The organism is Streptomyces sp. NPDC002734 (genome assembly GCF_040295685.1).
GTDB lineage: Bacteria > Actinomycetota > Actinomycetes > Streptomycetales > Streptomycetaceae > Streptomyces.
In genome coordinates this window covers 1-26,292 of record NZ_JBEOVU010000003.1, presented here as the reverse complement: position 1 = coordinate 26,292, position 26,292 = coordinate 1, and the positions used below count along the sequence as shown (strand labels likewise).

Annotated in this window: 24 protein-coding genes and 1 riboswitch; of the genes, 12 read left to right on the top strand and 12 right to left on the bottom strand. The window is 73.4% G+C overall.

Annotated elements, in window-relative coordinates; translation table 11 throughout:
• Positions 1-109: 109 nt before the first annotated feature.
• Positions 110-883: a DUF6928 family protein gene (locus ABT026_RS03430; protein WP_351111702.1), complete on the bottom strand. Its 774-nt coding sequence runs from the start codon at positions 881-883 to the stop codon at positions 110-112.
• A 460-nt stretch (positions 884-1,343) separates the two neighbouring features.
• A complete protein-coding gene (locus ABT026_RS03425) occupies positions 1,344-2,831 on the bottom strand; it encodes a serine/threonine-protein kinase (protein WP_351111700.1) in 1,488 nt (495 codons plus the stop codon).
• Positions 2,832-3,240: 409 nt separating this feature from the next.
• Between ABT026_RS03425 and ABT026_RS03420 the strand changes: the two genes are divergently transcribed.
• The gene (locus ABT026_RS03420; protein ID WP_351111698.1) at positions 3,241-4,050 is read left to right on the top strand and encodes a GNAT family N-acetyltransferase; all 810 of its coding nucleotides are present in this window, start codon (positions 3,241-3,243) and stop codon (positions 4,048-4,050) included.
• Positions 4,051-4,411: 361 nt separating this feature from the next.
• Positions 4,412-4,636, top strand: a complete 225-nt coding sequence (infA, locus tag ABT026_RS03415) for a translation initiation factor IF-1 (RefSeq protein ID WP_351111696.1) — start codon at positions 4,412-4,414, stop codon at positions 4,634-4,636.
• A gap of 28 nt (positions 4,637-4,664) precedes the next feature.
• Here the strand turns inward: infA and ABT026_RS03410 are convergent, their stop codons facing one another.
• Positions 4,665-5,525, bottom strand: coding sequence for a bifunctional 5,10-methylenetetrahydrofolate dehydrogenase/5,10-methenyltetrahydrofolate cyclohydrolase (locus ABT026_RS03410; protein ID WP_351112169.1), 861 nt, complete (start codon positions 5,523-5,525; stop codon positions 4,665-4,667).
• Positions 5,526-5,547: 22 nt separating this feature from the next.
• Positions 5,548-5,633, bottom strand: a riboswitch (ZMP/ZTP riboswitch).
• A 212-nt stretch (positions 5,634-5,845) separates the two neighbouring features.
• On the opposite strand from ABT026_RS03410, the gene ABT026_RS03405 reads away from it, so the two are divergent.
• A complete protein-coding gene (locus tag ABT026_RS03405; RefSeq protein WP_351111694.1) occupies positions 5,846-6,649 on the top strand; it encodes an SDR family NAD(P)-dependent oxidoreductase in 804 nt (267 codons plus the stop codon).
• A 194-nt stretch (positions 6,650-6,843) separates the two neighbouring features.
• Here ABT026_RS03405 and ABT026_RS03400 read toward each other — a convergent pair whose 3' ends face one another.
• Positions 6,844-7,632 carry a TetR/AcrR family transcriptional regulator gene (locus tag ABT026_RS03400; protein ID WP_351111692.1) on the bottom strand — a complete coding sequence of 263 codons (789 nt, stop codon included), beginning with the start codon at positions 7,630-7,632 and terminating at the stop codon, positions 6,844-6,846.
• A 105-nt stretch (positions 7,633-7,737) separates the two neighbouring features.
• Here ABT026_RS03400 and ABT026_RS03395 point away from each other — a divergent pair, with 105 nt between their 5' ends.
• The 3 genes from ABT026_RS03395 to ABT026_RS03385 all read left to right on the top strand — a co-directional run bounded on the left by ABT026_RS03395 (position 7,738) and on the right by ABT026_RS03385 (position 9,540).
• Complete coding sequence (locus ABT026_RS03395) at positions 7,738-8,127, top strand: VOC family protein (RefSeq protein ID WP_351111690.1); 390 nt, start codon at positions 7,738-7,740, stop codon at positions 8,125-8,127.
• A 382-nt stretch (positions 8,128-8,509) separates the two neighbouring features.
• The gene (locus tag ABT026_RS03390; RefSeq protein ID WP_351111688.1) at positions 8,510-9,121 is read left to right on the top strand and encodes a M23 family metallopeptidase; all 612 of its coding nucleotides are present in this window, start codon (positions 8,510-8,512) and stop codon (positions 9,119-9,121) included.
• Between the two features lie 197 nt (positions 9,122-9,318).
• Positions 9,319-9,540 (top strand): hypothetical protein, encoded by a 222-nt coding sequence (locus ABT026_RS03385; RefSeq protein ID WP_108954394.1) that lies wholly within the window; start codon positions 9,319-9,321, stop codon positions 9,538-9,540.
• Positions 9,541-9,878: 338 nt separating this feature from the next.
• Here the strand turns inward: ABT026_RS03385 and ABT026_RS03380 are convergent, their stop codons facing one another.
• Both ABT026_RS03380 and ABT026_RS03375 read right to left on the bottom strand, forming a co-directional pair.
• Positions 9,879-10,100, bottom strand: coding sequence for a hypothetical protein (locus tag ABT026_RS03380; protein ID WP_351111686.1), 222 nt, complete (start codon positions 10,098-10,100; stop codon positions 9,879-9,881).
• A 22-nt stretch (positions 10,101-10,122) separates the two neighbouring features.
• Positions 10,123-11,349, bottom strand: coding sequence for a glycosyltransferase family 2 protein (locus tag ABT026_RS03375; protein ID WP_351111684.1), 1,227 nt, complete (start codon positions 11,347-11,349; stop codon positions 10,123-10,125).
• 329 nt (positions 11,350-11,678) lie between these two features.
• Between ABT026_RS03375 and ABT026_RS03370 the strand changes: the two genes are divergently transcribed.
• On the top strand, positions 11,679-13,205 hold the full coding sequence (locus ABT026_RS03370) for a glycoside hydrolase family 16 protein (protein ID WP_351111682.1): 1,527 nt from the start codon (positions 11,679-11,681) through the stop codon (positions 13,203-13,205).
• A gap of 27 nt (positions 13,206-13,232) precedes the next feature.
• On the opposite strand, the gene ABT026_RS03365 is transcribed toward ABT026_RS03370, so the two are convergent.
• On the bottom strand, positions 13,233-13,697 hold the full coding sequence (locus tag ABT026_RS03365) for a hypothetical protein (RefSeq protein ID WP_351111680.1): 465 nt from the start codon (positions 13,695-13,697) through the stop codon (positions 13,233-13,235).
• Between the two features lie 106 nt (positions 13,698-13,803).
• Between ABT026_RS03365 and ABT026_RS03360 the strand changes: the two genes are divergently transcribed.
• From ABT026_RS03360 to ABT026_RS03350, 3 genes are read left to right on the top strand one after another with little or no spacing between them, the layout of a single operon-like run.
• A complete protein-coding gene (locus ABT026_RS03360) occupies positions 13,804-13,992 on the top strand; it encodes a hypothetical protein (protein WP_351111678.1) in 189 nt (62 codons plus the stop codon).
• Between the two features lie 31 nt (positions 13,993-14,023).
• Entirely contained in the window at positions 14,024-14,533 is a 510-nt protein-coding gene (locus ABT026_RS03355; protein WP_351111676.1) for a hypothetical protein, read from the top strand.
• Positions 14,534-14,561: 28 nt separating this feature from the next.
• A complete protein-coding gene (locus ABT026_RS03350) occupies positions 14,562-14,786 on the top strand; it encodes a tautomerase family protein (RefSeq protein ID WP_351111674.1) in 225 nt (74 codons plus the stop codon).
• A 21-nt stretch (positions 14,787-14,807) separates the two neighbouring features.
• On the opposite strand, the gene ABT026_RS03345 is transcribed toward ABT026_RS03350, so the two are convergent.
• The 4 genes from ABT026_RS03345 to ABT026_RS03330 all read right to left on the bottom strand — a co-directional run bounded on the left by ABT026_RS03345 (position 14,808) and on the right by ABT026_RS03330 (position 23,480).
• The gene (locus ABT026_RS03345) at positions 14,808-15,638 is read right to left on the bottom strand and encodes a hypothetical protein (RefSeq protein WP_351111672.1); all 831 of its coding nucleotides are present in this window, start codon (positions 15,636-15,638) and stop codon (positions 14,808-14,810) included.
• Positions 15,639-15,750: 112 nt separating this feature from the next.
• Positions 15,751-15,882 (bottom strand): hypothetical protein, encoded by a 132-nt coding sequence (locus tag ABT026_RS03340; RefSeq protein ID WP_351111670.1) that lies wholly within the window; start codon positions 15,880-15,882, stop codon positions 15,751-15,753.
• A gap of 1 nt (position 15,883) precedes the next feature.
• Positions 15,884-21,007: a DNA repair ATPase gene (locus ABT026_RS03335; protein WP_502967891.1), complete on the bottom strand. Its 5,124-nt coding sequence runs from the start codon at positions 21,005-21,007 to the stop codon at positions 15,884-15,886.
• Between the two features lie 448 nt (positions 21,008-21,455).
• The gene (locus ABT026_RS03330) at positions 21,456-23,480 is read right to left on the bottom strand and encodes an SPFH domain-containing protein (RefSeq protein ID WP_351111668.1); all 2,025 of its coding nucleotides are present in this window, start codon (positions 23,478-23,480) and stop codon (positions 21,456-21,458) included.
• 271 nt (positions 23,481-23,751) lie between these two features.
• Between ABT026_RS03330 and ABT026_RS03325 the strand changes: the two genes are divergently transcribed.
• Positions 23,752-24,831, top strand: coding sequence for a PucR family transcriptional regulator (locus ABT026_RS03325; RefSeq protein WP_351111666.1), 1,080 nt, complete (start codon positions 23,752-23,754; stop codon positions 24,829-24,831).
• Positions 24,832-24,915: 84 nt separating this feature from the next.
• Here ABT026_RS03325 and ku read toward each other — a convergent pair whose 3' ends face one another.
• Positions 24,916-25,941: a non-homologous end joining protein Ku gene (gene ku, locus ABT026_RS03320; RefSeq protein ID WP_351111664.1), complete on the bottom strand. Its 1,026-nt coding sequence runs from the start codon at positions 25,939-25,941 to the stop codon at positions 24,916-24,918.
• 61 nt (positions 25,942-26,002) lie between these two features.
• Between ku and ligD the strand changes: the two genes are divergently transcribed.
• A partial coding sequence (gene ligD, locus ABT026_RS03315) for a non-homologous end-joining DNA ligase LigD (RefSeq protein WP_502967890.1) occupies positions 26,003-26,292 on the top strand: 290 nt, incomplete at its 3' end.

The window sequence follows — 26,292 nt, the reverse complement described above, 5'->3', positions numbered from 1 at the left end:
GCTTGACCGAGGGCGGGTGGTCACTCGCTCTGTCCGCCAGGACGGAGGCCTTGCCCGGGCGCGGTCGTCCCCGGGGCGGCCTGCCCGCTCAGACGCTTCACGTCGGCGATCATCTCGTCCAGGCCGCCGAGTTCGACCAGCGTGCCGTCCGACCCGTCGTGTAGACACGCGGGGGCCCCATCGCCGCCCCGGCCTGCCGCAACGCGGCCTCCCGCTCGGCCACGGTGGGGCCGTGGGGGCACCGGACCCGGAAGCCGTGCAGGCTGATCGCGGACGCGTCGATGTCGTCGGGTTCCGGCATTCCCTCCTGCACGAAGCCGCAGAGCGCGCGCAGGGCGTCCTCGCCCAGGTCCAGGGGGTGGAAGGGCAGCGGGTACGGCTCCTCGTCCTCGTCGGGCCACGGGACGACGTCCGCCGGTCGGTCACCCGCCCAGTAGGGCACCTCGAAGGGCAGTGGTTCGCCGATGTTCTCGATGATGCCGCTGTCCGGGGAGAGGCTCAGGGATCGGACCAGGCGTCCGTCCTCCCACACCGCGAAGGCGAGCCAGTCGACGACGCTGTGCATGGCGTGCAGCACGAGTCGTCGTCCGGCGCTCGCCGCTACGAGGTACTCGGGAAGTTCGGAAGGGCGGTCGATCATCACCCGTTGGTCGCCCACGACTTCCAGCCCCGGCCAGGCCGCGGCGTAAGCGGTGCCTTCAGGCGGGTACACCCCCGTCGAGAGGCACGCGCCCTCGTCCGCCTGGCACTCCTCGATCTCCCAGCCCGGGTAGAGCCGCCGCATCATCGCGGTGGTGCGAGCCGGGTCGGCCGCGCCCACCTGCCGCAGCAGAGGGGGCACGTCGCCGTCGGCGTACACCAGCACTCCGGTCTTGGCTCCCACAGCCGGCTCCTTCCGAGGTGGACCGTCGATATCGGTCGCACCGTAGCCGTCGGCTCCGACAGCGGTGGCGCGGTGACGCGGTGATCCGGTGACGCGTCGACGCCGCGGACACATCGGTACGGCGGGCGGAAGCCGGCGTGGGCGCTACGGGCGGGGCCGACGGAGGCAGTCGGAGCACCCGTCGGTGCGGCGGGAAGGCCAGCCGCCCGGGTGCGCGAGGTCGGCCTGTGGGGGGAGTCTGGTCGGAGTCCCGGTCGGATCCGGTCGCGGGGCAGCGTCAGGACTCGTCGTCCCGCGCGGCCGGCGCCTGTCACGGCCGCTTCGGGTCCCGGCGGATCAGGTCCCAGCGGTTCGGGTCCTGGTGGTTCGGGTCCTGGCGGTTCGGCGGCCGTCAGGTGAGGTCCGGGAGAGGGCTGTCCTCCGCCACCGCGGCGTTGGACGGGGCGGCGGTCGGCCGGATTCAGCCGGTGCCCTCCTGGGGCGTGGCGGGGTCGGACTGTTCGGTCCGGTCCGGGCCGCCCGGGGTGGTCGGCTGGGTCTCGGCGGGCTCGTCGGCGGGGGTGGGGGCGGTGCTCGGGGCGGTGGGGGGCTCGGCGGCTCCGCCGCCCTCGTCGCCGGGGGCGCCGTTGCCGCTCTTGCCTCCCTTGCCGCCCTTCTCCGTCTTGCCGGCCTCGGCGGGGTCGGCCTTCTTGCCGTGACGGCCGTCCGCCTCCCGGTCCGCGGCCGCCGCCTTGCCGGTCCTCGCCTTGCGGCCGGTCGAGCCCATCGGGTTGGCGGCCGGGACGGCGTAGGAGACGGTCGGGGGAACCCGGTCGGAGTCGCCGGTGCTGTCGGCGGCGGTGTCCTCGGCGCTCGCCTTGCCGGAGGGGCGCTGGGCCTGCGGTGCCGTGGCGGAGGCGCGGGTGTCGTCGTTGTTGCCGCTGGTGTCGGGGGCGAGGGCGACGGTCGCGCCCAGGGCCACGGAGAGAGCGGCGAGGACGGTGCCCACGGCCACCCGGCGGCCGTGGCGCGGGCCGGCCGGGAGGGGGGCGGACCGGGTGACCGCGGCGTCCGGCTCCGCGGACCGCACCGGGAACACCAGGTCCGTCGACGGCGGGACCGGCAGCGGGGCCGCGTCAGGGCTGCCCCCGGCAGCCAGGGCGGCGAGGGTCTTCGCGCAGTGCGCGGCGTCGGGACGGGCGGCGGGGTCCAGGTGGGTCATGGCCCGGATGAGGGCGACGAGGTCCGGGGAGAGCCAGGTGGGGATCAGCGGCGGGCGGTGGAGACGGGCGATCGCCGCCTCGAGCGGGGTGCCCTGGTACTCCGTCCGCCCTTTGACGCACTCCAGCAGCACCAGTCCGAGGGCGTAGACGTCCGTGGCGGGCCCGATGCTCTTGCCCTCGACCTGCTCCGGGGCGAGGTAGGCCGCGGTGCCGGTCAGGGCGTCGGGGGCGGTGTGGCGGGTGGCGTCGACGAAGCGGGCGATGCCGAAGTCGGCCAGGTGGGGCGCGCCGGCGGCGGTGTCGAGCAGGACGTTGGAGGGCTTGACGTCGCGGTGCACTATGCCGGAACGGTGGACGTGGGCGAGTGCCTGGGCGAGCGCGGCGCCGAGTTCGGCGACCCGCCGCTGGGGCAGGGCCCCGCCTTCGAGGAGGTCGCGCAGCGTGGGACCATCGACCAGTTCCATGACCAGGAAGGCGCGCCCGTCGTGGCGTCCCATGTCGTAGACGGTGACCAGGCCCGGGCCCTGCAGGCCGGCGAGCAGGACCGCCTCGGCGGCGAGGCAGTCCTCGGCCTGGTGGTGTGCCCCCGGGCGGAAGACCTTGACGGCCACGGGCCTCTGCAGGCGGGTGTCGACGCCCTTGTAGACGTCGGCCATGCCGCCCATCCCGATCTTCTCCTCCAGCTGATATCGGTCACAGAGGAGATGGGTCGTCCAGGGATCCGCCGATGCCTGTGCGGTAGGCATGGCTGCAGAGGGGCTGGCCTTCATCTGGATCTCCGTTGCTGTCGCCGCGTGACCGGGCTCGGCTCTGGGCCGTGGCGATGCGGGTACCCCGTGGTCCGGTGTGATATCCGGACGAAGTCGGCGCAGCCGGTCCCGGCAGGCCGCCTTCCGGTCTCGCCAGGTCGTTGTCCACCGGGTCCGCCGGTGGGCGCCCGGGCCCCCGACTGCCGTGCGGGGAAAAAGAGTTGGACGGGACGCGGGGCGCGGGGATACCTTGCCGTCGACCGTGACCTTTCGAAGGAGGTGAGACCCGTGAACGACGTTGTTTCGAGGTGGGTGCTCCCTCCTTTCGTCACGGTGTGCGACTGACCCAGGTGGTGTCGTCGGGAGCGCCTTCCTCTGCCGAGGTACTCCTGAAAGGCGAACACCCATGAGCAGCACAGTCAGCGTCACGCGCGTCGCGGAGGACCGGTGGGAGGCCGCGGCCGACGACGGGACCGTCGTCGGCCAGGGCGACGTCTCACGCCGGCCCGACGGGCGGCTCTTCCTCAGCGTCGACGTGTGGCAGGACGCCGCCTTCGACCGGCTCGCCGCCGCGATGCTGGCGGATCTCCCCGAACCGCTGCACACCCTGATCGGCGACGAGGACCACGACCGCCGCGTCGGCTGGGAGCGGCTCGGATTCACCGTCGGACGCCGGGAGTGGGCGTACGACCTGCCCACCGACCCCCGCGTGACGGGACTCGGCGCGGTGCCGCTCCCGGCGGGGGTGTCGATCCTGCCCGCCGGGGAGGCGGACGAGGATCGGCTGCGCGCCCTGGACCGCGCGATCCGGGAGGAGGTCGGCGCCGCGGCCGGCCTGCACCCCCTGCCGGCCGAGCTGGTGTCGGGCCCGCCCGGCGACACGGTGGTGGACCCGTCGAAGTACGCGGTGGCCGTCCGGGACGGGGCACGCTCCGGCGCCGGACGCAACGATGAGGACGGGGGCGCGTACGTCGGGCTGGTCCGGGTGGTGCGGGTGCGACGCCGGGCCCGGGTCGGGCTGATCGCGGTCCGGGCCGACGAGCGCCGGCGCGGGATCGGGCGGGCGCTGCTGGCCCACGCGCTGGACACGCTGGCCCGCGACGGCGTCGGCTTCGCCTGGGCCGAGGCCGACGCGTCCCACGCTGCGGCGACCGCGCTGCTCGAGGGCGCGGGGGCGCGGCGGGCCGGCGCCTCCCTGGAGCTGGTGCGGCCCTGACCTCCGAGCGTTCACAGCGCAGGCGCGCACCACCCGTCACCAGGACCAGGACCAGGACCAGGGCCCGCACGGCATGCGCCCCGCCGTCACGAGGCGGGGACTGGCCTCCCGGCCGCCCAGCGGTCGCGCCGGGCCGGGGCGCGTTCACGGTCCTGCTGACCGGAGACCGGGGACGATGGCCGAAGACGGGGACCGGGGACCGGGGGCGGGGGCCGGCCACCGCCCCACGTGACCCGGTGACCGAACCGCTGCCACCGGGCAGACGCAGGACAGACCGCCCCGCCGGGTCACCGGCACACACTCACATCGGACAGTCGAGCTCTCGAACTGTCGAACCTACTCACCTCGGAAGCGAGACGTCTTGGCAAGGAAAGCGAACGGCCTGGAGATGGAAGGCACCGTCGTCGAGTGCATGCGCAACGCCACCTTCACGGTGGAGCTGCCGAACGGGCACCACGTGCTCGCGCACATCAGCGGGAAGATCCGCAAGAACCGCATCCGTATCCTCCCCTTCGACCGGGTGCTCGTGGAGCTGAGCCCGTACGACCTGAGCCGGGGCCGGATCCTCTTCCGGTACCGCAACTGAGCCACGTGCGGCGCGCGCCGCGACCGGCTCAGGCGCCGCCGAGCTGCTGCTCGGCGGCGTCCACGGTCTGCGCGAGCAGCACCGCGATGGTCATCGGCCCGACGCCGCCGGGGACCGGAGTGATCAGGCGGGCCCGGGTGAGGGCCGCGTCGAAGTCGACGTCGCCGACGTTGCCCGGGTTGTAGCCGGCGTCGATCACCACGGCGCCGGGTTTGACGTCCTCGCCCCGGATCAGCCGGGGCCGCCCGACGGCCGCGATCAGCACGTCGGCCTCCCGGACGATCGCCGGGAGGTCGACCGTGCGGGAGTGGCAGTAGGTCACCGTCGCGTCCTCGGCGAGCAGCAGCATGCCCGCCGGCTTGCCGAGGATCGCGCTGCGGCCCACCACCACGGCGTGTCGGCCGCTCAGTTCGACGTCGTACTCCTTGAGCAGCCGCATGATCCCGCCCGGCGTGCAGGACACGAAGCCGGGGCGCGCGAAGCTCATGGCGGCGAACGAGTGCAGGGTGACGCCGTCGACGTCCTTGGCGGGGTCGACGGCCTCGAACGCGGCGCGCTCGTCGATGTGCGGGCCGCAGGGGTGCTGGAGCAGGATGCCGTGCACGTCCGGGTCGGCGGACAGGGCGGCGAGCGTGTCGACCAGTTCCGCGGTCGTGGTGGTGGCGGGCAGGCCGACGTGCCGGGACCGGATGCCGGCCTTCGCGCACCGCGCCCGCTTCATGCGGACGTACGTCGCCGACGCGGGGTCCTCCCCAACCAGCACCGTCGCCAGGCACGGGCCGCTCCCTGTGCGGCGTGCGAACTCCGCCGCCCTGACTGCGGCCTCGTCCACGACGCGCCGGGCGAGGGCGGCGCCGTCCATCAGCTGGGCCGTGCGGATCGGGGACATCGTCGCCTCCAGGCGTCGAGCAGCCACTCGCCCAGGCGCACGGCAGCGACGTCTCGTCGGACCGCTCCCCGGTGGTGCTCCACCTCAGCGCCAGTCACGGCCCACCGGGCACTGTAGGGGCGAACGCGGCCGGACCGCACCGACTTCACCGGTTCCGGCCCTCGACGCCCGCCGCTGAAAACGATGTTGTGCCGCGGCGCCGGCGCCCGTTGTGCTTGCCTGTTGCCGACGGGGTGGTGTCACGGCCCCGCGTTCGTCGACCTGACGAGCGGACGGTACGGAGGCACCGCGCGGGTGCCGGAACTGACGGGGGTCGCACGATGAGCACGGCGCCGAGAACCGCCCTGGTGACGGGGGCCTCCTCCGGTCTGGGGCGGGAGATCGCCCTGGACCTGGCGCGACGGGGGTGGCGGCTGGTGCTGCCGGTGCGCGCCGAGGGGCGGGGGAAGGAGCTGGTGGCGGCCGCGGAGGCGATGGGCGCGCCCTCGCCGCTGGTCGTCGAGTGCGATCTGTCCGACCACACGGCGGTCCGACGGATGTGCGCGGTGGTCGCCTCCGAGGGCCCGCTGGACCTGGTGGTGAACAACGCGGCCGTCGGCGGCGGCGCCGACCCCACCGTGCGGGGCACCAACGCCGCCGGCGTCGAACTGCGGATGGCGGTCAACGCCGTCACGCCGCACCTGGTCGCCCGCGAGCTGGCCGTTGCGCTGACGCCGGACGGTCGCGTCGTGCAGGTCGGCAGCATGGGCCAACTGCCCATCGACCTGGACGACATGGACTTCGAGCACGGTTACGACGGCGTGGTGGCGTACTGCCGCAGCAAGGTCGCGCTGGTGATGTCCGCGATCGAGCTGGCCCGCGAGGGCGTCCCGGTGAACGTCGTGCACCCGGCGCGGGAGATGCCCACCCCCATGGTCAGGGAGAGCGCCCTGACGGTCAGGTCCACGCTCGACGACGGCACGCTGCCGGTCCTGCGCGTCGCGCTCGACTCCGAGCTGGCGGGCGTGCGCGGCGCGTACTTCCACCGCTTCGACCGCACCGATCCTCACGAGCAGGCCCTCGACGCCGTGGCCCGCGAGCGCGTGGTGGCGTGGCTGGAGGAGGCGGCGGACCGCGTCGCCTGAGGGCGGCACCGGACGGCGCTGTCTCCGGCCCCGAGCGGCCTGAGGGCGACGCCGGACCGCCCCGCGCCGTCCCCCGACCCCGCACGGCTTGGGGGCGGCACCGGACCGTCCCCTCCCCCGACCCGGCGCGACGTGAGGGCGGCACGGGGCTGCCCCTCCCGATCCGGCGGCGCCGTGATGGTGCCGCCCCGCCCCTATCCCCCCGCCTCGATCAGCGCCGCGAACGAGTCCAGCACCCGGCGCAGCCCGAAGACGTACGCGTGGTCCGGGTCGTGCGCGCTGCCGTGGGCCTCGCCGGCGGCCGTGCCGACGCGTGAGGCGAGGGGGTAGACGGCCGGGTCGAGGACCTGGGCGAGCAGGGGGGCGTTGGCCTCCCACCACTCCTGCTCGTCCATGCCTCCGTCGGCTCCGGCGGCCCGCGCGGCGGCAGCGGTGCGGGCGTTCGCCTGGACGAAGGCGAGCAGGTGGGTGAGGCAGTCGTCCATGGTGACGTCGTCCAGGCCGAGGCCGTCGAAGGCGGCGAGCTCGTGCTCGTACTTCGCCATCTGTCCCGGGCCCAGCGGCGGCCGGACGGTGGAGACGGCGGCGGCCCAGGGGTGGCGGGTGAACAGCGCGCGGTTCTCGTCGGCGACGGCGGTCACCTTCTCCCGCCAGGGGCGCCCGGTGGTGTCCGTTCGCGGCATCCGGGCGTAGGCGGCGTCCAGCATCAGGTCGAGCAGCTCGGCCTTGGCGGGGACGTAGGTGTAGAGGGTCATCGGGACGACGCCCAGGTCACCGGCCACCCGGCGCATGGTGAGCGCCTCCAGGCCCTCGGCGTCGGCGAGCCGCGTCGCGGTGTCCACCACGGCGTCGACGCTCAGTGCCCGGCGGGGACCGCGGCGGGTTCCGGCGGGCTCGTCGGCCCGCAGCTCCCCCAGGGCGTCGCGCCACAGCAGGCGCAGAGTGCTGGCGGGATCGCCCGCGCTGGTTCGTTCGGTCGGCATGGATCTGATTTTCCCCGCAGACCTTCTCTGAACACTGTACAATATACGCCGTACAGAGAAAGCGGGCCGGTTCACCGAACCCGCCGGGACCCCTCAGGAGGCCTCATGAAGATCACCGCGTGCGCCATATCCCTCAACGTCGAGGACGTCATCGCCTCCAGCGCCTTCCTCCAGGACCACTTCGGCTTCGTCGAGAAGATGGCAGCCGACGGGTTCGCCTCCCTCGCCCGCGAGGACGTCGCCATGAACGTGATCTTCCTGCGTCGGGGCCTGGAGACCCTGCCCGCCGACCAGCGCGACGATCACGCCCAGGGCCTGATCCTGGCCTTCGAGGTCGACGACCTGGAGGGGGAGCTGGCGCGCCTGACCGACGCGGGGGTGCCGATCACCATGCCGCTGACCGTGGAGGAGTGGGGCGAGCGCGCCTTCCAGGTCCGCGACCCGAACGGGGTCATCGTCCAGCTCGTCGACTGGAAGGGCGGCGCGACCGCCTGATCCGCCCCCGACGGCGCGAAGGCGGCACGCCTCCCAACCACCCCGGACAGCCCCCGACAGCCCCGAAATGGGGGCCTGGCGGTGAGGTGCCCCATAGGGCCCAGGTCACCTCCTAAGGCGCTTAGCGGCACGGACAGGGGGCGCCGCGGCAGCCGTACGCGCAGGTGAGACCGGTTTGCACCGGCCTCACCTGCGCGTTTCCGTTTTGCACCACTTTGCAGGGTTCTGTGGCGTTAGGGCACGACAAGCATGCACTTACGAAGAAGCTTCGTAGATCACACCTTTGTCAGGCGGCCCGGGGTCCGGTTACCAATGAACCCGTCGCCGGGCACCGTCCTGGTTCACCGGCGGCAGTCCTGATCTCCGAGCCAAAGGGTTCCGCATGTTCCAGCGCGTCACGCTCCGCACCACCGGTACCTCCGCCCTCCGCACCCGCGCCGCCGTCCTGGCAGCCGGCCTGGGAGCCTCGGTCGTGCTGGGTGCCGGAGTCGCGACTGCTGCCGGCGCCCCCGAGGCGGCCGGCACCGCGGCCACCGGCGTCCACACCGTCGCCGAGGCCAAGAAGGCCGCCAAGCCGAGCTGGGTCGACCCGGTCCAGAAGTACAAGCTGTCCGCCAGCTTCGCCCAGAACGGCGGCATGTGGGCGCACAAGCACTCCGGCCAGGACTTCGCCGTCCCGACCGGCACCAAGGTCTTCGCCGCCCACGAGGGCACCGTCGTCAAGGCCGGCGGCTGGGGCGCCGGTGACGGCCCCGCCTACGGCAACGCCATCGTCGTCAAGCACGACAACGGCACCTACTCGCAGTACGCCCACCTCTCCAAGATCCAGGTGAACGTCGGCGAGAAGGTGAACACCGGCGAGCAGATCGCCCTGTCCGGCAACACCGGCAACTCCAGCGGTCCTCACCTGCACTTCGAGATCCGCACGACCGCCAACTACGGCTCGGCCGTCGACCCGGCCAAGTTCCTCGCCAACCACGGCGTGAAGATCTGACCGGTCGTCCCACCGACCGCGAACGCCCCGGCTCGCGGAAGCATCGCCGCAGCACGTGAACCAGAGGCCCCCCGGCACCCGCCGGGGGGCTTTTCGCGTGCCCGGGCGGCCGCAGGACCCCTCCCCCGCCCGCTCCGGGCACAATTCACAGGAACAAGGTCCTCCCCAGCCGCCCCGTCGGGCGCATACTGGCAGTAATGACAAAGTCAGCAGCACCTAAACGTCATCTGCCGACCAGCCCGTTCAAGGCTCCGGTCGCGCCTCCCCTCAAGCACTTCGCCGTGGGCGACCGGGTCACGCACGACCTGTTCGGTCTCGGCCGGGTGATCGGCATCGAGGACGGGATCGCCGCGCTGGTGGACTTCGGTCCCACGCAGGAGCGGATCCTGAGCCCGTACGCCAAGATGAGCAAGCTCTAGACCCGCGCCTCCGCGCCGTCGTCGCGCCTGGCCACCGGCCAGGGCCGGCCGGCCGGCCGGAAGCCACGACACCCGGGCTCCGCGATTCTCGCGGGCCCGTCACCGAACGGAAGTCCCCCTCATCGAACTCTCCTCGCTGTTCTCCGCCCCGGACGGGGCGTCCCAGCAGCACCGCACCGCCGCCGTGTCGTCACCCCCGCCGGTGACCCAGCCGTTCCAGGCCCCCGACTTCGGGGAGGACGAGACGCCGTGGCTCGACGACGCGCAGCACTTCGCCCCCGAGGCATGGGCGGCTCCGCAGAACTGACCCTGGGCCGGGAGCCGACCCGGGCCGGGGTTCAGCCCCGGGCCGCCCGGCGGGAGACGCCACGGCCCGGCCCGCGGGCCGCGCGGCGGTCCTGACGAGCCCGGCGGACGGCGGCCGCCCACAGGAGGAGCGAGCCGGCCACCACCGCGACGGTGACGACCAGCACGAGCCGGTCGAGACGGTCGGCCTTGCTCATGACGTAGATCAGGCCGCCGAACGCGGCGAGGATGCCGAAGCCCTTGAGTGAGTTCACGGTTTTCTGCCTGCCTTCGCGCTTACTTCCACGCCGTGACGCGGGTCACGTACGACTTGACGACGGAGGACAGCAGCCAGTAGGCGCGGACCAGCATGTAGACCAGTTCGGGCAGCAGCAGCGCCTCGACGAGCATCGCCTTCCAGCCCAGGTTCCTGACCCGCAGGGCGGGATGAAGGAGCCAGAAGGCCAGGAGGACGACCAGCAACGGGTTGTCCGAGAAGCCCTGGCGGGCGACGACGATCATCTGGGTGGTGCCGTAGCCCAGGATGTACGAGAGGCCGAGGAGGCCCAGCACCAGCGTGGCAATGGTGTGCCAGGTGAACTTGGTCCACCCGCGGTAGCGCAGGGTGTCCACGGTCCCGCGACTCCACCGCTCGCGCTGCTGTATCAGTTCACGCAAGGTCGGCATGAGGTCGGTGTAGGCGATGCAGAGCTGGTTGGCGGTGACCTTCCAGCCGGACTCCTTGAGCGCCAGAGTGGTCTCGTAGTCCTCGACGAGGTTGCGGTGGTCCTCCCAGAACACCGCGCCCCTCCAGTCCAGCAGACTCTGCAGGGCCTCCGCCCGGTAGAAGGAGCCGGCTCCCGCCATGGTGTGGACATCCCTGCGGAAGCGGCCGTTGGCGGCGCGGGCGTACTCGATGATCTGCATGCCGAGCAGGTAGCGCTGCCAGGGACTGCGCCACAGACCGGTGCGGCCCAGGCAGGCGGCACTGACGCCGCCGAGCTCCGGGTCGGAGGCGAGGACGTTGCGGGCCCGCTCGATGAACCGGGGGTGGAGCTCGGTGTCGGCGTCCATCACCAGGACGTGTCCCACCGCCCCGGTGAGCCGGCCGCCGACCGCCTCCCGCAGCCAGCGCAGGCCCAGATTGAGGGCGCCGGCCTTCTTGTGCGGGTTGTCCTCGAAGTTCAGCACCACGGTGAGCGGCGAGGTCACCTCGTCGGCGAACTGCTGGGCGAACTCCATCGTGCGGTCCGTGGAGTTGTTGACGACCACGATGATCAGGTCAGGACGACGCGTCTGCGCCGCGAGGGAGTCCAGCGACATGAGGACGCCGACCTCCTCGTTGCGCGCGGGGACGATCACGACCGTCTCGTACAGCAGCTCGGTCAGCAGGCCGCCGACCGAATGGACGGCGCCACGGCCCCTGCGGTGCCGGCTGTGCGCCGCGTTGGTCCCCGGTTGCTTGCGCGCACGACGCGCCGTAGTGGCCGACAAAGCCTTCTCCCACCCCATGTCAAACGTCATCGGCCCGCACGATGTGATGATTACGTGAAAGCTCAACAAAATTACCTCAGCTTTCCGGATCTCGACCCTCGGCCGGGGGCACCGCACGACCTCGTGGACGAGCCCTCAGGCCGCCGACGGCGACTCGTCACCACCCTGCGGTGCGACCAGGGGGGTTGATACGGGCAATCCGGACGCCCGGGCGGCACACCGGGTGACTGATGTCATAGGCGGTAGGCGCGCTTTTCGGCCACCACTACGATGGCGCGGTCGTGCAGATGTGCGGACCAAGCGGACATCGCGTCCCCTCGCTCCTGCCCCTCTCCCCCGTAGTCCGCCGAGGAGCCACCATGAGCCGCCGTCGCCCCCACCCCCGCCGCCGTCGACGGACGGGGGGACGGCTGTCGCCGGCGCTCGTGGTGACGGCCGTGGCCGTGGTGCTGGCCGGCGTCGGCGTCCTCCTGGTCCCGCAGCTGCGCGCGGACGGGGAGGACGCCCCCGCACTGACCGTGCGGTACCGCGTCACCACCTCCGCCCGGCCGGAGGTGGCGGCCCCGTGGCTGGAGGTGGCCAACACCTCGGACCGCGCCGTGCGGCTCTCGGACGTGGTGCTGCGCTACCACTTCCGGGTCGACGACGGGGTGGAGGGCGGGACGACGCAGGGCGGGCGGCCCGGCACCGGGTACGGCGCCAACTGCGTCCGGACCGCGCTGGACTGCTCGCGGGTGACCCTGCGCGTCGGCACGGCGAAGAAGGACCTGCGGTACCTGGAGGTCGGGTTCTCCCCGGCCGCCGGGACCCTGCCTGCCGGCGGGTCGAGCAAGGGCATCGGTCTCCAGCTGTACCGCCTGGACCACGGACGGCTGGATCAGACCGACGACCCGTCCTACGACCCGGCCCTCACCCGGTACGGGCCCGCGCCCAAGGTGACCGCCTACCTGCGGGGCGGGCTGGTCTGGGGCGACGAGCCCGGCAGCCGGGCCGCGTCCCCCGCGCCTCGGGAGACGGCGGACACGGCGGGCGAAGCCGCCGACGGCGTCCTCTTCGACGACTTCCACTACACAGGTCCCGCCGACCCGGCCCTCAAGGCCGGGGGCTGGCGCGTGCGCACCGGCGCGGGCGGCCCGGGGATCGCGAACACCTGGGACAGGGCGGGGATCACCTTCCCCGCCGATGCGCCGGACACGGGTGCGGGCGGGGACACGGGTGCGGGCGGGGACACGGCTCCGCGTGAGGGCTCCGGCTCCACGTCCGACCAGGTGCTGCGGCTGCGGGCGGGGACGGACGGCACCGAGGCCGGCACCCGCCAGGTGGAGATCAACACCGCGCCGAGGTTCCGCACCGGCACCCTCGCCGCGCGCGTCCGGTTCAGCGACCACCCGGCCCAAGGGCGCGACGGCGACCACGTCAGCCAGTCCTTCTTCGCCATCTCGCCGGACCAACGGTCGAAGCGGTACAGCGAACTCGACTTCGAGTACATGCCCAACGGCGGCTGGGGCGCGTACGGCCCCCGGCTGGACACCACCAGCTGGCGCGACGTCGACGCCGGCGACCGCGTGACCCGTGCGACCGTCGAGAAGCTGGGCGACGGCTGGCACACCCTGATGATCACGGCCGTCGACGGGGGCACCGCCTACTCGGTGGACGGCCGCGTCCTGTTCCGCACGGACGACGCGTACTTCCCGCGCGAGGCGATGGGCGTGCACTTCAGCGCGTGGTTCATCGACCTGCCCTTCAAGAGCTCCGAACGCACCTGGGACATGGAGGTCGACTGGGTCTACCTCGCCGAGGACCGCGACGTGTCCCTGAAGGACGTGCGGCAGCAGGTCCGGGACCTCTCCGAGGCGGGCAGCGCGTACGTCGACACCCTGGACTGACGGGCCCTCGCCCCACCCCTCAGGGACTCAGGGCGCGGTGAGGTCGTCGCTCACGAGGCTTCCGTCCGGCTTCCGCCCGAAGGCGGCCGCGAGGACGGCGGGGAGGTCCGGTTCCGCGACGGTGCCGCGCAGTTCGGCGAGGACGCCGTCGAAGTCGTCGTCGGAGACGATGCCCAGGTGCTCCTGGCGGAGGCCGTGGACCACCTCCACCAGGTCGGGGCGCAGCCGCATCCAGGCCCGGGAGCGGTGGATCTCCTCCTCGACGACGGACATGAACCAGGCCATCACCGCGTACGGGACGTCGAGGTGCTTCTCCGGCGACCGCGTCTCGAAGCAGACCGTCGGCTCCCTCGCCGGGTCCTCGTCCGGGACGATCGCGGTGACGACGGCGCGCTGTGTGCCGACGAGGTCCAGCTCCAGGTACCAGGCGTCGTCGGGCACGGAGTACATCCTGGTGAGCGCGTACTCGGGGTCGGGTGACGGGGTGGCCATGGCGGCATGGTGTCAGGGACCGGTGGGACGACGCCCCCGGATATCGGGCTGCGCCTCGACGTCGCCCCGCCCTACTGTGCCCCGGTACGGGAGGACAGGAGGACGAGTGGCCAAGCGGCGTTACGTGGCCCGTGGGGTGCCGGGCGGGTACCGGATCTGGGACAACCGGGGCCGGCATCACTGGGGCGACCACTACGAGTTGTGCCCGGACGACCTGCTGGCGGAGCTCAACGGGGCGAAACGACCGGAGCGACTGACCGAGCTTCAGCGCCGGTACCGGGCCGCCAAGCGGTAGCGGGCCACGGTGACCGGCAAGGAGGAACGGGATGGGTGAGCAGCGGCCCCCTGGTGAGGGCGGGGAGCCCGTCTTCGCACGCGTCGGACGGCACGGGCGATACGCGTACAACCTGCGCAACCCGGTCGGGCGGGCACTGGCCGTCGGCGGCGCGGTGATCGGGGTGGTGGCGATGACGGCGGTGATGCGGCCCGGGCTCTTCACCGGCCGGGACCGATGGGACGCCGGCGAGCTCCAGGAGGCGGTGACCGCCGCGGGTCCCGCGCTAGAGACATCGGCGACGGCGGGGCCCGGCATCGACGACCCGAAGGAGTCGCTGCGGGCGATCGTCGAAAGGGCGGGCGACAAGTACGAGGGGACGGTCGACCTGAGCGGCGGGCAGCAGAGGGAACCCGGCTGGTACGAGGGCTCCTTCACCGTGTCCGCCGACGGCACCGACGCGGAGTTCTGCGTGACGCTGACCGGAACGGGCAGCGGGCCCCTCGCGTTCCGCTATCGGTGGGTCACCGTCACGAGCGCCGAGGGCGCCTGCGAAGGTTGACGCCGACGACGAGACGGAGGACCGGCGGATGCCGCACGTGATCATCAAGCATTTCCCCAAGGACCTCGACGACGAGACCCGCGCGCGGCTGGCGGCCCGGGTCTCGGAGGCGGTGCAGGAGGCGTTCGGGGTGCGGCAGGGGGCCGTGTCGATCGGGCTCGAGCCGGTGGAGCGTGAGGACTGGGAGGCCGAGGTGTACCAGCCGGAGATCGCGGGGCGGAAGGACCGGCTCGTCCAGTTCCCGGACTACTGACCGACCGGACTGCTGACCGGCCTACTCGCCGTAGCCGCCGATGAAGGCGATGCGCGGGTGCGCGGTGGGGTTCAGCCAGGTCAGCACGCGTTCCATGTCGGTGTCGTTGATGCGCATGTCCGCGTCGCCGGGGGTGACGTTGCCGTGGACGAGCGTGCTCTCCGGCCTGCCCGTGTCGACGACGATGCCGTAGAGCGGACTCCCGTCCGGCGCCGGCAGGTCGAGGCCCTGGTAGCTGCCCTTCGTGACACGGCGGTAGGTGAACGTCGTGCCGGAGGGGGCCTTGGCGTTGCCGAACGCGGTCGTGACGGGGTAGGTGCCGTCGGGGATGTCGAGGTCGAAGTCGCCCGGGGAGAGGGCGGAGAAGGCCACCGCCCACTCGCCGCCGGCGTCCTTGCGCCAGGCGGTGAGTTCGGGGCCGTACTGGGCGTTCAGCTGCACGGTGAGCATCTGGGTGGCGTTGCCGGGCCGCGCCTGGGCGGGGAACCTCTCGGCCGGCGGCGAGTAGTCGTCGGACCCGGAGGAGTCGGAGGAGTCGGAGGAGTCGTCCGAGCCGGAGCCGGAACCCGATCCGTAGTCGTCGTCATCGTCGTAGTCGTTGTGGTAGCTCCCGCTGTAGCCGGTGGACCCCGAGCAGGACGAGGAGCCGCCCGACGATCCGCCGGAGCGCCCCTTGCGCGTGGTGGAGGCGCAACTGTCTCCGCAGGCGGCGGTGAGCAGCACCGTGGAGGCCAGGGCACACACCGTGAGGACCGCGCGCACGCGGAGCAGACGGTGACGGCGGACCGCCGGGGCGGGGCCGGCGCCCATGGTGGTGTCGGGTGCGGCGGACTGCGGGCGTTCGGATGACACGGCGAGGCCTTCTCGGTCGACGGGCATGCGGACGGGCAGCCAGGTGGGGGCTGCCCGTCCGTCGGGACCCTAGCGAAACGTGCGGGCCGCCGGGGCGGAAACGAGCAGGCCGTCAGCCCTGTGGCTCGTTCTCGTCGCACGGCAGGAAGGACTCCAGGACCCGGCGGTCACGCCTGACCTGGAAGGCCGTGGAAACGGCGATCAGGAGCAGGGCGGGGGCGACGGGGATCAGATAGGGAGCCATGTCAGGGGGGCTCCTTCCGGTCACGGTCACGGTCGTGGGCGCCGACGCGGACGTGGCCACCTTCGGACCCGGGAGCGACGTCCCGGTCGTGGTCCCGGTCCTGGCCTCGGTCGCGGTACGTCCGGGTGAGGGCGGTCTCGATGGCGGCCGCACGCTCGGCGAGCAGGCCGAGGGCGGCGACCGCCCGGTTGACGGGGTCGGTCTCCGGCCCGCCGAGGGAGCGGGCACGCGCGTACCCGGCGCGGACCTCCCGGAGGCGGACGGCCTGTTCTTCGCTCAGCGTCCCACGCAGCTCGGACAGCCGGAGCAGGTTGGCCTCGGCGCCGGTCGTGAGGGTCTGGGCCTCGGCCCGGTAGTGGTCGTCGACGACGGCGCTCAGCTCGGCGTCGGACATGACGGGCTGGATGCGCTGGGCGATGCGGTTGAGGTTGCGGTAGGAGCCCTGGAGCTGGAACGGCGGTTCGGCGCGGCTGTCGCCGGAGCGGGCGGCCGAGGCGATGTACTCGGCGTTGACCGCGAGGACCACGTCGCGCGCGGCGAGCAGGTGACGCAGCACCGCGACCACACGGTCGAGTTCCGCGGGCGCGAGGAAGCGGGCCAGGCGGTCGGCGCGGGCGGCGGTGTCCCCGCGGGCGATGCGCAGCAGCAGTTCCAGGTCGGCGCGTGGGCGGGAGGCCAGCGGCGCCAGCACGGGGTTGGCGGTGAGGGCGTTCTCCACGAAGCTGAGGGCGAAGGCGTCCTCCCGGCCGGTGAGGACGTCGCCGAGGTTCCACACGTCGGCGCGGTTGGCGAGCATGTCGGGGACGCGGAAGAGTCCGCCGGACTCGGTGTAGGGGTTGCCGGTCATGCAGACCGCGAACCGTTTGCCGCGCAGGTCGAAGGTGCGGGCCTGTCCGTCGCGGACCCCTTCCATCCGGCGCGTGGCGTCGCAGAGGGGGATGAACTTCTGCAGGAACTCCGGCGAGGTGTGCTGGATGTCGTCGAGGTGGAGCAGGGTGTTGTTGCCTGCCGCCAGCGCGAAGTTGATCTTCTCGACCTCGCGGCGGGACGCGGCGTCGGGGGCGTCGGCGGGGTCGAGCGAGGTGACGGCCTGCCCGAGGGCCGGGCCGCTGACCTTGACCAGGAGGAGGCCGAGGCGCTCGGCGACGTACTCCATCAGCGTCGTCTTGCCGTAACCGGGCGGCGAGACGAGCAGCAGCAGGCCGCCGGCGCCCCCGAGTTGCTTGTGCAGGTTGTCGCCGATCAGTGGCAGGTAGACCTCGTCGACGAGGCGGTTGCGGACGAAGGCGTCCATGACGCGGGGCCGGAACTCGTCCAGCCGCAGGCGGGCGCGCTCCGCGGTCACGAGTGCGGTGCGGCGGCGCCGGGCGGCGTGGAAGGCGGGGACGTCGTGCGCGGCGAAGCGGGCCGTGCGGGCGAGCCATTCGTCGAGGCGGAGGGTGAGGGCGCCGTCCACGACGCGGGGGTGCGCGGCGAGCAGTCCCTCCACCGTGGTGGTGAGGACGGCCTCGGACGGGTGGTGGGCGAGCGGGCCGGCGGTCAGCTCGACGGCGACGGCCTCGGCGAGGTCGCCGGGAGGGAGGTCCACACCCTCGGCGGCGGCGTACGCGGCGATCCAGGCGCCCGCGAGCTGGTGGCGGGCGGCGTGGTCGGTGAGGGCGGCCAGGTCGTCCGCGAAGCCGGTGCCGGCGGTGGCCCGGTGGAAACCGTCCAGGAGGGCGTGGACCGCGGCGGCGACGACGAAGCCGTCGGGCGACGTGGTGAGTTCGTCCAGCAGGTAGGCGGCGACGGCGTCGGGCGCGGCGTCCTGCGGCTGAGGGCCGGGCAGCGGGGCGGCGGGGACCGGCCGTGCCCCGATCACGGCGGCGAGCTCCGCGCGCAGGGCGTCCGGGGCGTCCGGCGCGCCGAAGACGGCGCCGGCCCGGACCAGGGAGCGGGCGCGGCGGGTCCAGGTCTCGCGTTCCGCCCCGGTGGCGGTGTACGCCCAGAAGAGCTGGGCGGCCGCGCGCACGGCCGGCTCGTGGCGCAGCAGGCCCGCCTTCTCGTGCAGCGGGAGGAGCGCGGCGAGGAGGAGGGCGGCGTCGTGGTCGTGCACGCCGATCTCGTAGCCGTCCTCGTAGTCCCGGCGGGCGATCTCCCGGGCCGGCCCGGTCAGTTCCTCGTACGCCGCCGGTGCGGCGGGTCCGTGCTCGGCGAGCACCCGGTACGCCAGGTACTCGGCGCGGGTGACCTGCGGCGACTCCGAGGCCGACGGCCGCCCGGCGAGGAGCAGGGCGTCGGCGTGGTCGTCCGGGTCGACGGCGAGCGGCTCGCGGTAGTCGGTGCCGGTGATCGCGAAGGCCAGGCCCGCCTCACCGTGCGGCACCAGGGCGAGGTCGGCCGGCCGGGTGTTGACGGCGAAGCGGTGGACGCCCAGGCGAAGGGTGCGGCCCCCGTCGGTGAAGAGGTCGGTGCGGTCGCGCAGGGCGCGGGCCGCCTCCTGGCGGGCGGCCTCGAGGCGGCCGTCGAGTTCCTCGGCGCGGACGGTGTCGTCCAGGGCCCGCAGTTCCCCGGCGGCCCGGCCGACCTTGGCGACCAGGGGGTCGGAGGCGAAGTAGGCGGCCACGGCGTCGGCGTCGGGCAGGGCGGCGGCCCGGCGCGCCACGGTGGCGAGGACCCGTTCGGCGGAGGCGGTCAGCTGGTCGGCGCGCCGGGCGCGGGCGTCGGCGAGGGTCTGGCGGCGGGCGGAGAACACCTCGTGGATCTCGGCGCGCTTGGCGTCGAGCCGGTCGAGGAACTCGTCGTGCTCGGCGAACCGGGACTCCAGGTTCTCCAACCGCACCGACAGTCGCGCCAGTTGCTCCTCGCAGTCCTGGGGGGTGGCCGCGGCGGAGAGCGCGCCGCCGACCGTCTGGCTCAGCAGGGCGAACTCGGCGGCGAACTCGGCACGGCCCTCCTCGGCGAGCAGGGACCGGCGGCGGGCGTCGAGGACGGCGCGGGCCCGGTTGACCCGGCCGGTCGCCTCGGCGATCCGCTCCAGCACGGTGGTGCGCACGGTGACGTCGGCGATCTCCAGGCCGGTGACCACCTCGGTGACGGTGGTCAGGCCGGCGGCCAGTTCGTCCAGCCGGGCGGTCACCGGGGCCGCGGCGGCGGTGGTGGTGATGCGCCCGGCCTCGTCGGCCAGCTCCTCGACGGCCTCGTGGTGGGCGGTGAAGGCGTCGTCACGGGCGAAGAACGCCACGGCGCGGCGGCCGTGGACCTCCAGGTTCCCGGTGAGGTCGGCGGCGAGGGCGTCGATGCGGACGGCGTCGGCGTACCGGAGGTCCTTCAGCCCGAGCAGACGGCCGAGGTGGGAGCGCAGTGCGGTGAGTCCCTCCACCCAGGCCAGGGCGGTGCGGGGGGTCTCCCCCCGCAGGCGGCGGACGAGGGAGGCCGCCTGTGCCTCCGCCCCGGCGACCTCCTCCTCGGCGTGGGCCGTCAGCGCGCGGACCGTCTCGTACTCCGCGAGCACCTGCCCGGCGGTCTCCCCGACCTGTCCGAGCGGTTCGGCGAGGGCTCCCAGGGCGGGTTCGGTGAGCCAGTGGTGGGCGTCGGCGACGCGCAGGCAGGCGGCGGCCAGGGCGCGGTAGGCCTCGGGGGTGGGGGACGCGGCGGTCTCGGTGACGGTACGGGCGACGGCGAGGCAGTCGGAGAGGCCGCGCACCAGGTCGGCGTTGCCGATGCGCAGCAGGGGGTCGGCGAAGTCGTCCGGGGCCGCCTGGGCGGCGGCGTGGGTGTCGGAGACGAACGGGGAGCGCCAGACGCGGACCGGGTGGACGCGGGCCGGCTCGTCGCCCTCGGCGCGCAGCACCAGCAGGGTGCCGTCGTCGAAGAGCGCCCAGCCCTGGCAGAGGATCGGGGTGACGATCTCCTGGCGGATCAGGTTGTACGGCAGCAGCAGGCTGAGGCCGGTCGTCGCGGAGTGGAAGGCGTGGAGGACGTCCTCGCCGTTGGGTGAGCGCACCTCGCGCTCGAACTCCATGGCGGGCAGGTCGAGCTGGAAGGCGCGGGGGCCGACGCCCGCCAGGTGGCAGCCGCCCGGGAAGACGATGCCCTGGTCGTCGGGGAGCCTGCGGCACGCCTGGTCCACGGCGTCCAGGCGGACGACGGTCCGGGTGAGCGTGTCGTACACCAGGCAGCGGACGGTGTCCTCGTTGTAGGGGCGCACGCGCAGCAGGACGAGGTGGCCGACGCGGGCGTGGGCGATCTCGGCGTCGGCGAGGGACTGAAGGGGTTCCTGGACGGGCTCGCGGAACACGCCGTCGTCGGGCGCGGTGGTGTCGTTGTCCGTCCTGACGGTGAGCGCGCCGCCCACCGTGCTGACGTAGAGGCCGTCCTGGACGCGGACATGGGGGTGCCGGCCCGGTACGTGGTCCTCGCGGGTGGCGGCGGTCCAGGCGAAGTCGTGGGTGGGCGGGATGACGTGGTCACGGTCGCCGCGGGCGTCGAGGAACGTGGCGCGGGCCGGCTCGCCGGAGGCGGCGTCCCCGGCGGCCTGCGGGAGGGTCCAGCGCAGCACGCGGATGTCGTCGGTGGGCGCCGGGCGGGCGGCCGCGGCGGGCCCCGTGCCTGATGTGGAGCCGCCGGGGGCCGCGCCGGCGCGGCGGCCGGTGCGGAACACGGCGAGCAGCGTGTCGTCGACCCGGCGCAGCCGGATCAGGCGGGCGTCGCGGTAGTAGCGGTGCAGGTCGGCGAACTCCCGGTGGAAGGCGGGGTCGTCGAGCAGGCCGGGGAGGGCGTCCTCGGCGAGCGGGCTCAGGTCCTCGCGGCTGTGCAAGGTGAACACGTCCGCGACGGCGGTCCGTTCACCTTGCGCGGGGACGGTGTTGCATGCGGCGAGCAGGATGCCGTCGGCCACGGGGAGGAGGTCGCACGGGAGAGCGGGACGGGCGGTGCGCAGGCGGGCGGTGCGGACCAGTTCCAGCCGGGCGTCCCCGAAGGCGGCCGTGCGGCGCGCGTTGAGATCCTCCGCGCGCCGCGCCAGGTCGGCGGCGTGGGCGGCGAGGCGGGTGCGGAGGACGTCGTAGGCGCCCGCGTCCATCGGCCCCGTGTCCGCTGCCGTGGGAACGGTGTCCCGGACCGTGGGGGCGGTGGTGTCGGTCATGGCGTGCCTCCATCGGGAACGGGACGGGCGGGGCCCGCGGGCGGGCCCGGCCTGGGCGGTGCGGGGAGGGGCCGGACGCCGCCGGGGCGTCGGGCGCCCTGGGCCGGCGGCGGGCTCGTCCCCGGGCGGGGCGGACCCGGCGCGCCGGGTGGTCTCGGCCCCCGGCCGCGAGGTGGGTGGCCGGGAGGAGCGCCCCACCCGGCGGGGCGGATCGTGGGCGGGGTGGTGCGGGTCGAGGGCGGGGTGGTGCTGGTCGGGCGGTGCGGGTCGTGGGTCGGGCCCGATGCCGCGACCGTCCCCGCCCGTACCGCGCGGATCGCGCGGGTGGCGAGCGGCGCGGATCGCGACGGGCGGGAGGCGTGGGCGGCGCGGATCGGGAGTGGCGGGAGGCGTGGGCGGGGGCCCGTGCCGGGGCCCCCGCCCCGCCCGCCCGTGGCGGCGCGGACGGCTATCGGTCGGCGGGGACCGGCCGGTGGCCGTCGAGGGTGGCCACCGGTGTCTCGGCCAGGCCCAGTGCCGTCGCGTGGTCGAGGAGCGACCGCAGCCGGCCGTCACCGTCGCCGCCGGACGTCATCAGCCGGGTCAGCAGCGCCGAGACGGTCAGGTCGCGGACGTCGCCGGTCGAGACGGAGCCCACCATCCGGGTGAGGTCCTCGGTGAACGACGAGGTGCCGTCCAGCCAGGCCCCGCCGAGCGCCTGGGCCGTCTGCGAGCTCTGCACGAAGCTGTCGATCCCCTTGCCGAGCGAGACGGAGGAGACCAGCCGGTCCAGGAAGACCGACTCCCCGCCCACGATGTTGATGTCGGCGTTCTCGAGCCCCGTGGCGAGGACCGTGGCCTGCGCCTCGGCGACCTGTCGCTGGACGTCCAGGCCGGCCAGACGGATGTCCTTCTCCGCCTCCAGCCGCAGCCGGTACTCCTCGTGCGTGCGGGACGCGTCGTCCAGCGCGGCCATGGCCGCGGCCTTCTCGGTGAGGCCGGCGGCCTCGGCGCGCAGCCGGACCTCCAGCCCTTCCGCCTCGGCCCGCATCCGGGCCTCGGTCGCCGCGGCCTCGGCGCGTCCGGTCTTCTCCACCACCTGCGCCTCCGCGTCACGGACCTCGACGGCGGCGAGTCCTTCGGCGGCGGCCTCGGCCCTGGCCGCCTCGACCAGCCGGAGCTTGGCGCGGGCGTCGAGGTCGGCCGTCCTCAGCCGCGCGTCGGCGAGGGTGAGCTGCTCCGCCGCCCGGTGCGTCGCGGCGGCCTCCGCCGCCTCGGCCGCCTTGATGTCCTTGACCAGCTTCTCCTGCGCCTGGGCCTCCGCGGCGATGACGACGGCCTGACGCTCCCGCTCGGCCTCCTCGACCGCGCGCAGCCGCTTGATCGACTCCTCCTGCTCGGCCACCGTCCGGTCCACGGCGACCCGCTCGCGCACGACCTCGGCGATCTCCCGCCGCTCCGCCTCGAGCTCCTTCTCCGCGGCGATCCGGGTCAGCTGGGTCTCCCGTTCGCGGGCGATGACCTCCAGCAGCCGGTCCTTCTCGATGCGCTCGTTCTCGATGGAGATGACCCGCTCGCGGTTCTTCGCGGCCACGGCGATCTCCCGGGCCTGGTTCTCCCGCTGGATGCCGAGCTGTTCCTCGGTGCGCAGGAAGGCCGTCTGGGCGCGCAGCCGCTCCTCCTCCATCACCCGGGAGGTCTCCGCCTCCTCGCGGGCGCGCACGGTCTCGATCTCCCGCTTCTGCTTGATCTCCGCGTCCGTCTGCCGGCGCTCCAGCTCGAGGATGGCCTCGCGGGCGTCGACGTCCTGACGGGTGATCTCCTTCTCCTCGGTGCGGCGTGCCTCGTTGGTGCGGACGTGCTCGATCGCCGTCAGCTCGGTGATCTTGCGGATGCCCTGGGCGTCGAGGACGTTGGCCGGGTCGAGCTGCGTCAGCGGCGTCTGCTCCAGGTGGTCGATCGCGGCGTCCTCGAGGCAGTAGCCGTTGAGGTCGACGCCGATGACCTCGATGATCCGGAACCGCAGCTCCTCGCGCTTGGTGTACAGGTCCGTGAAGTCCATCTGCTTGCCGACGGTCTTCAGCGCCTCGGAGAACTTGGCGTTGAACAGCTCCTGCAGCGTGCCCTGGTCACTGGCGCGCCGGGTGCCGATGGCCTGGGCGACCCGGACGACGTCGTTCACGGTCTTGTTCACCTTGACGAAGAAGGTGATCCGGATGTCGGCGCGGATGTTGTCCCGGCAGATCAGGCCGTCGCGCCCGGTGCGGCTGATCTCGATGGTCTTCACCGAGATGTCCATGACCTCGGCCTTGTGCAGCACCGGCAGGACGACCTGGCCGGTGAAGGTGACGTCCACCCTGCGCATCTTGGAGACGATCAGCGCCTTGCCCTGTTCCACCTTTCGGAACAGCTTGGAGAAGACCAGCACCAGCAGAAGGGCGACGAGCAGGCAGCCGGCGAGAAGCACGCCGATGCCGGTGGAGACAGCGTCCATGGCAACGTCCTCGATGCGTCAGGGAAGACCTCTGAGCGGGGCAAGGAGGCCGGGCGGCGCCGGCACGTGGCCACGGCGTCGGTCGTCGAGGGCTCCGGCTCCGGACGGCGGCACGCTGCCGGTGTCCGGAACCGGAGTCATCCCCCGGGCTCCCCGTGGACTCATCATGAACTCCGGTGACCGGTAACCGCATTGCCGGTTTCCGGCAGTGTTGGCTAGGGTCTGCCTGCCGGAGCGGCGTCAAGGAAGCATCAACAAGGGCGGGGACCCGGTGTCATCACACGCGGAACCGGCGGACTACCTGGACGGGTTCGACCGCATCCTGACCGAGATCGCGGGCACCGGGCGTCGCCTCACCCGTGAGGAGATGGAGGCCCGGCGCGAGTTGGGCGAGCAGGCCGCGGAGGCCGGGCTGGGGCTGCGCAGGATGGTCAGCGCGCACCTGGCGGCGGCCCGGGACGCCTGGCCCTCCTCCGCCAACGGGTGGGCTTCGGGCTCGAGTTCGGCGGACTGCGCGCTGGCCGCGGTGCAGCAGGCGGTCGACTCGTTCGCCGAGGGGTACGAGCGGGCGCAGCGGCAGGCCATCCGCCAGGAGGAGGCGGCGCGGCGGGAGTTCATCGACGACCTGCTGCTCGGCCGCAGCGATCTGGGCCGGCTGGCCGAGCGCGCCGAGCGGTTCGGGCTGCGGCTGGCGCGGGCGCACGCGGTGGCGGTGGCCGAGGGGCCGGCCGCGTACGAGGAGGGCGACGCGGTGCCGCGGCAGGTGGCGCGGGCGGTGACGGCGCGGTTCGACAGCCGGCGCATCCTGGTCACCACCAAGGACGGCCGGCTGCTGTGCGTCGCGCCGGGCGACGCGGAGGACGTCCTCAACTGGTTCGCCAAGCAGGCGTTCGCGGCGACGGACGGCGGGCGGGTGGCGGTCGGGCGGTCCCACGGCGGTCCCGGGGGCGTCGTCCAGTCGTACGAGGAGGCGCTGAGCACCCTGGAGATGGCCGAGCGGCTGGGGTTCGACGGGCCGGTGCTGATGGCGGCGGACCTGCTGGTCTACCCGGTGCTGGCGCGGGACCGGCAGGCGCTGGCGGACCTGGTCCTGAGCGCGCTGGGACCGCTGCGGAGCGCCCGGGGCGGGGCGCAGCCGCTGCTGGACACGCTCACGGCGTACTTCGACTCCGGGTGCGTGGCGGCCGAGGCGGCGCGGCGGCTGTCGCTGAGCGTGCGGGCGCTGACCTACCGCCTGGAGAGGATCCGGAAGCTGACCGGCGCGGACGCGGCGGACCCCGCGCAGCGGTACACGCTGCAGACCGCGGCGATCGGCGCCCGCCTCCTCAACTGGCCCGCGCAGGAGCTCTGACGGGCCCGGACCCCCCGGCGTCAGAACTCGCGGCCCCCGGCTCCGGGCGTCAGGTCTTCGGCCCCGGGCCCCGGGCCCGGGGTGTCAGGCGGACCGCTTGCGGGAGGCCGCCTTCTTCGCGGGGGTCTTCTTCGCGGCCGCCTTCTTGCCCCCGCCGCCGGAGCTGGTGGACTTCTTGGAGGAGGCGGAACCCGAGCCCCCGGAACCGGCGCGGGAGGAGGCCGTCTTCTTGGCGGTGGACTTCTTCGCCGCCGTGGAGGTGGACTTCTTGCCGGAGGTGTCCTTCGGCGTCGTGCGCGACCGGTTCATCTCGCGCACCTCCCCGCTCTCGCCGCGGGACTCCTGCGCCGCGCGGACGCTGTTCTCCAGCGCGGCCATCAGGTCGAGCACCTTGCCGCCGCCCGCGGGGGCCTCCGGCATGGCCGGCGCCTCCTGGCCCGAGGCCTTGGCGGCGACCATCTCCTCCACCGCCTCGCGGTACTCGTCGTGCAGGTCGTCCATGTCGACCTCGCCGAGCGTGTCCATCAGCGCGTCCGCCAGATCCAGCTCCTGGTCACGGATCTTGACGTCGCCCTCCGGGGCCACCCCCGCCGGCTCGCGGATCTCGTCGGGCCACAGCAGGCCGTGCATGACGATCGCCTCCTCCACCACCCGCAGCATCCCCAGCCGCTCCCGCCCGCGCAGGGCAAACTTGGCGATGGCGACCTTGTTGCTGCGCTTGAGCGCCTCCCGCAGCAGCGTGTACGGCTTGGCGGCCTGCGCTCCGCCGGCCGCGAGGTAGTAGGCGGACTCCATCTGCATCGGGTCGATCCGCTCGGACGGCACGAAGGCGACGATCTCGATGGTCTTGGCAGTGGGGATGGGGAGCTGCTGGAGGTCCTCGTCGGTGATGGGGATCATCGAGCCGTCCGACTCCTCGTACGCCTTGCCGATCTCGGACTGGCTGACCTCCTTGTCCTCCAGCTCGCAGACCTTGCGGTAGCGGATCCGGCCGCCGTCCTCGGTGTGGATCTGCCGGAAGGAGACGTTGTGGTTCTCGGTCGCGTTCACCAGCTTGATCGGGATGCTGACCAGGCCGAAGGAGATGGCGCCGTTCCAGATCGATCGCACGTTCAGCACCCTTTCGCCGGAGTTGCACCGATATGGCCATGATGCGTGGGATTCTCATCGTATGACGCCGATCACAGAGGTGGAGGGGCGAAGGATCCCGCTCTCCAACCTGGAGAAGGTGATCCATCCGGAGGACGGCTTCACCAAGGGGGAGCTGCTGCACTACTACGCGTCGGCCGCGGGGGCGCTGCTGCCGCACCTGCGGGACCGGCCGGTGTCCTTCCTGCGGTATCCCGACGGGCCGCACGGTCAGGTGTTCTTCTCCAAGAACGTGCCGCCCGGTACGCCCGAGTGGGTCACCACCGCGGACGTCCCGCGGTCGGACGGGCCGTCGCGGATGGTGATGGTGCA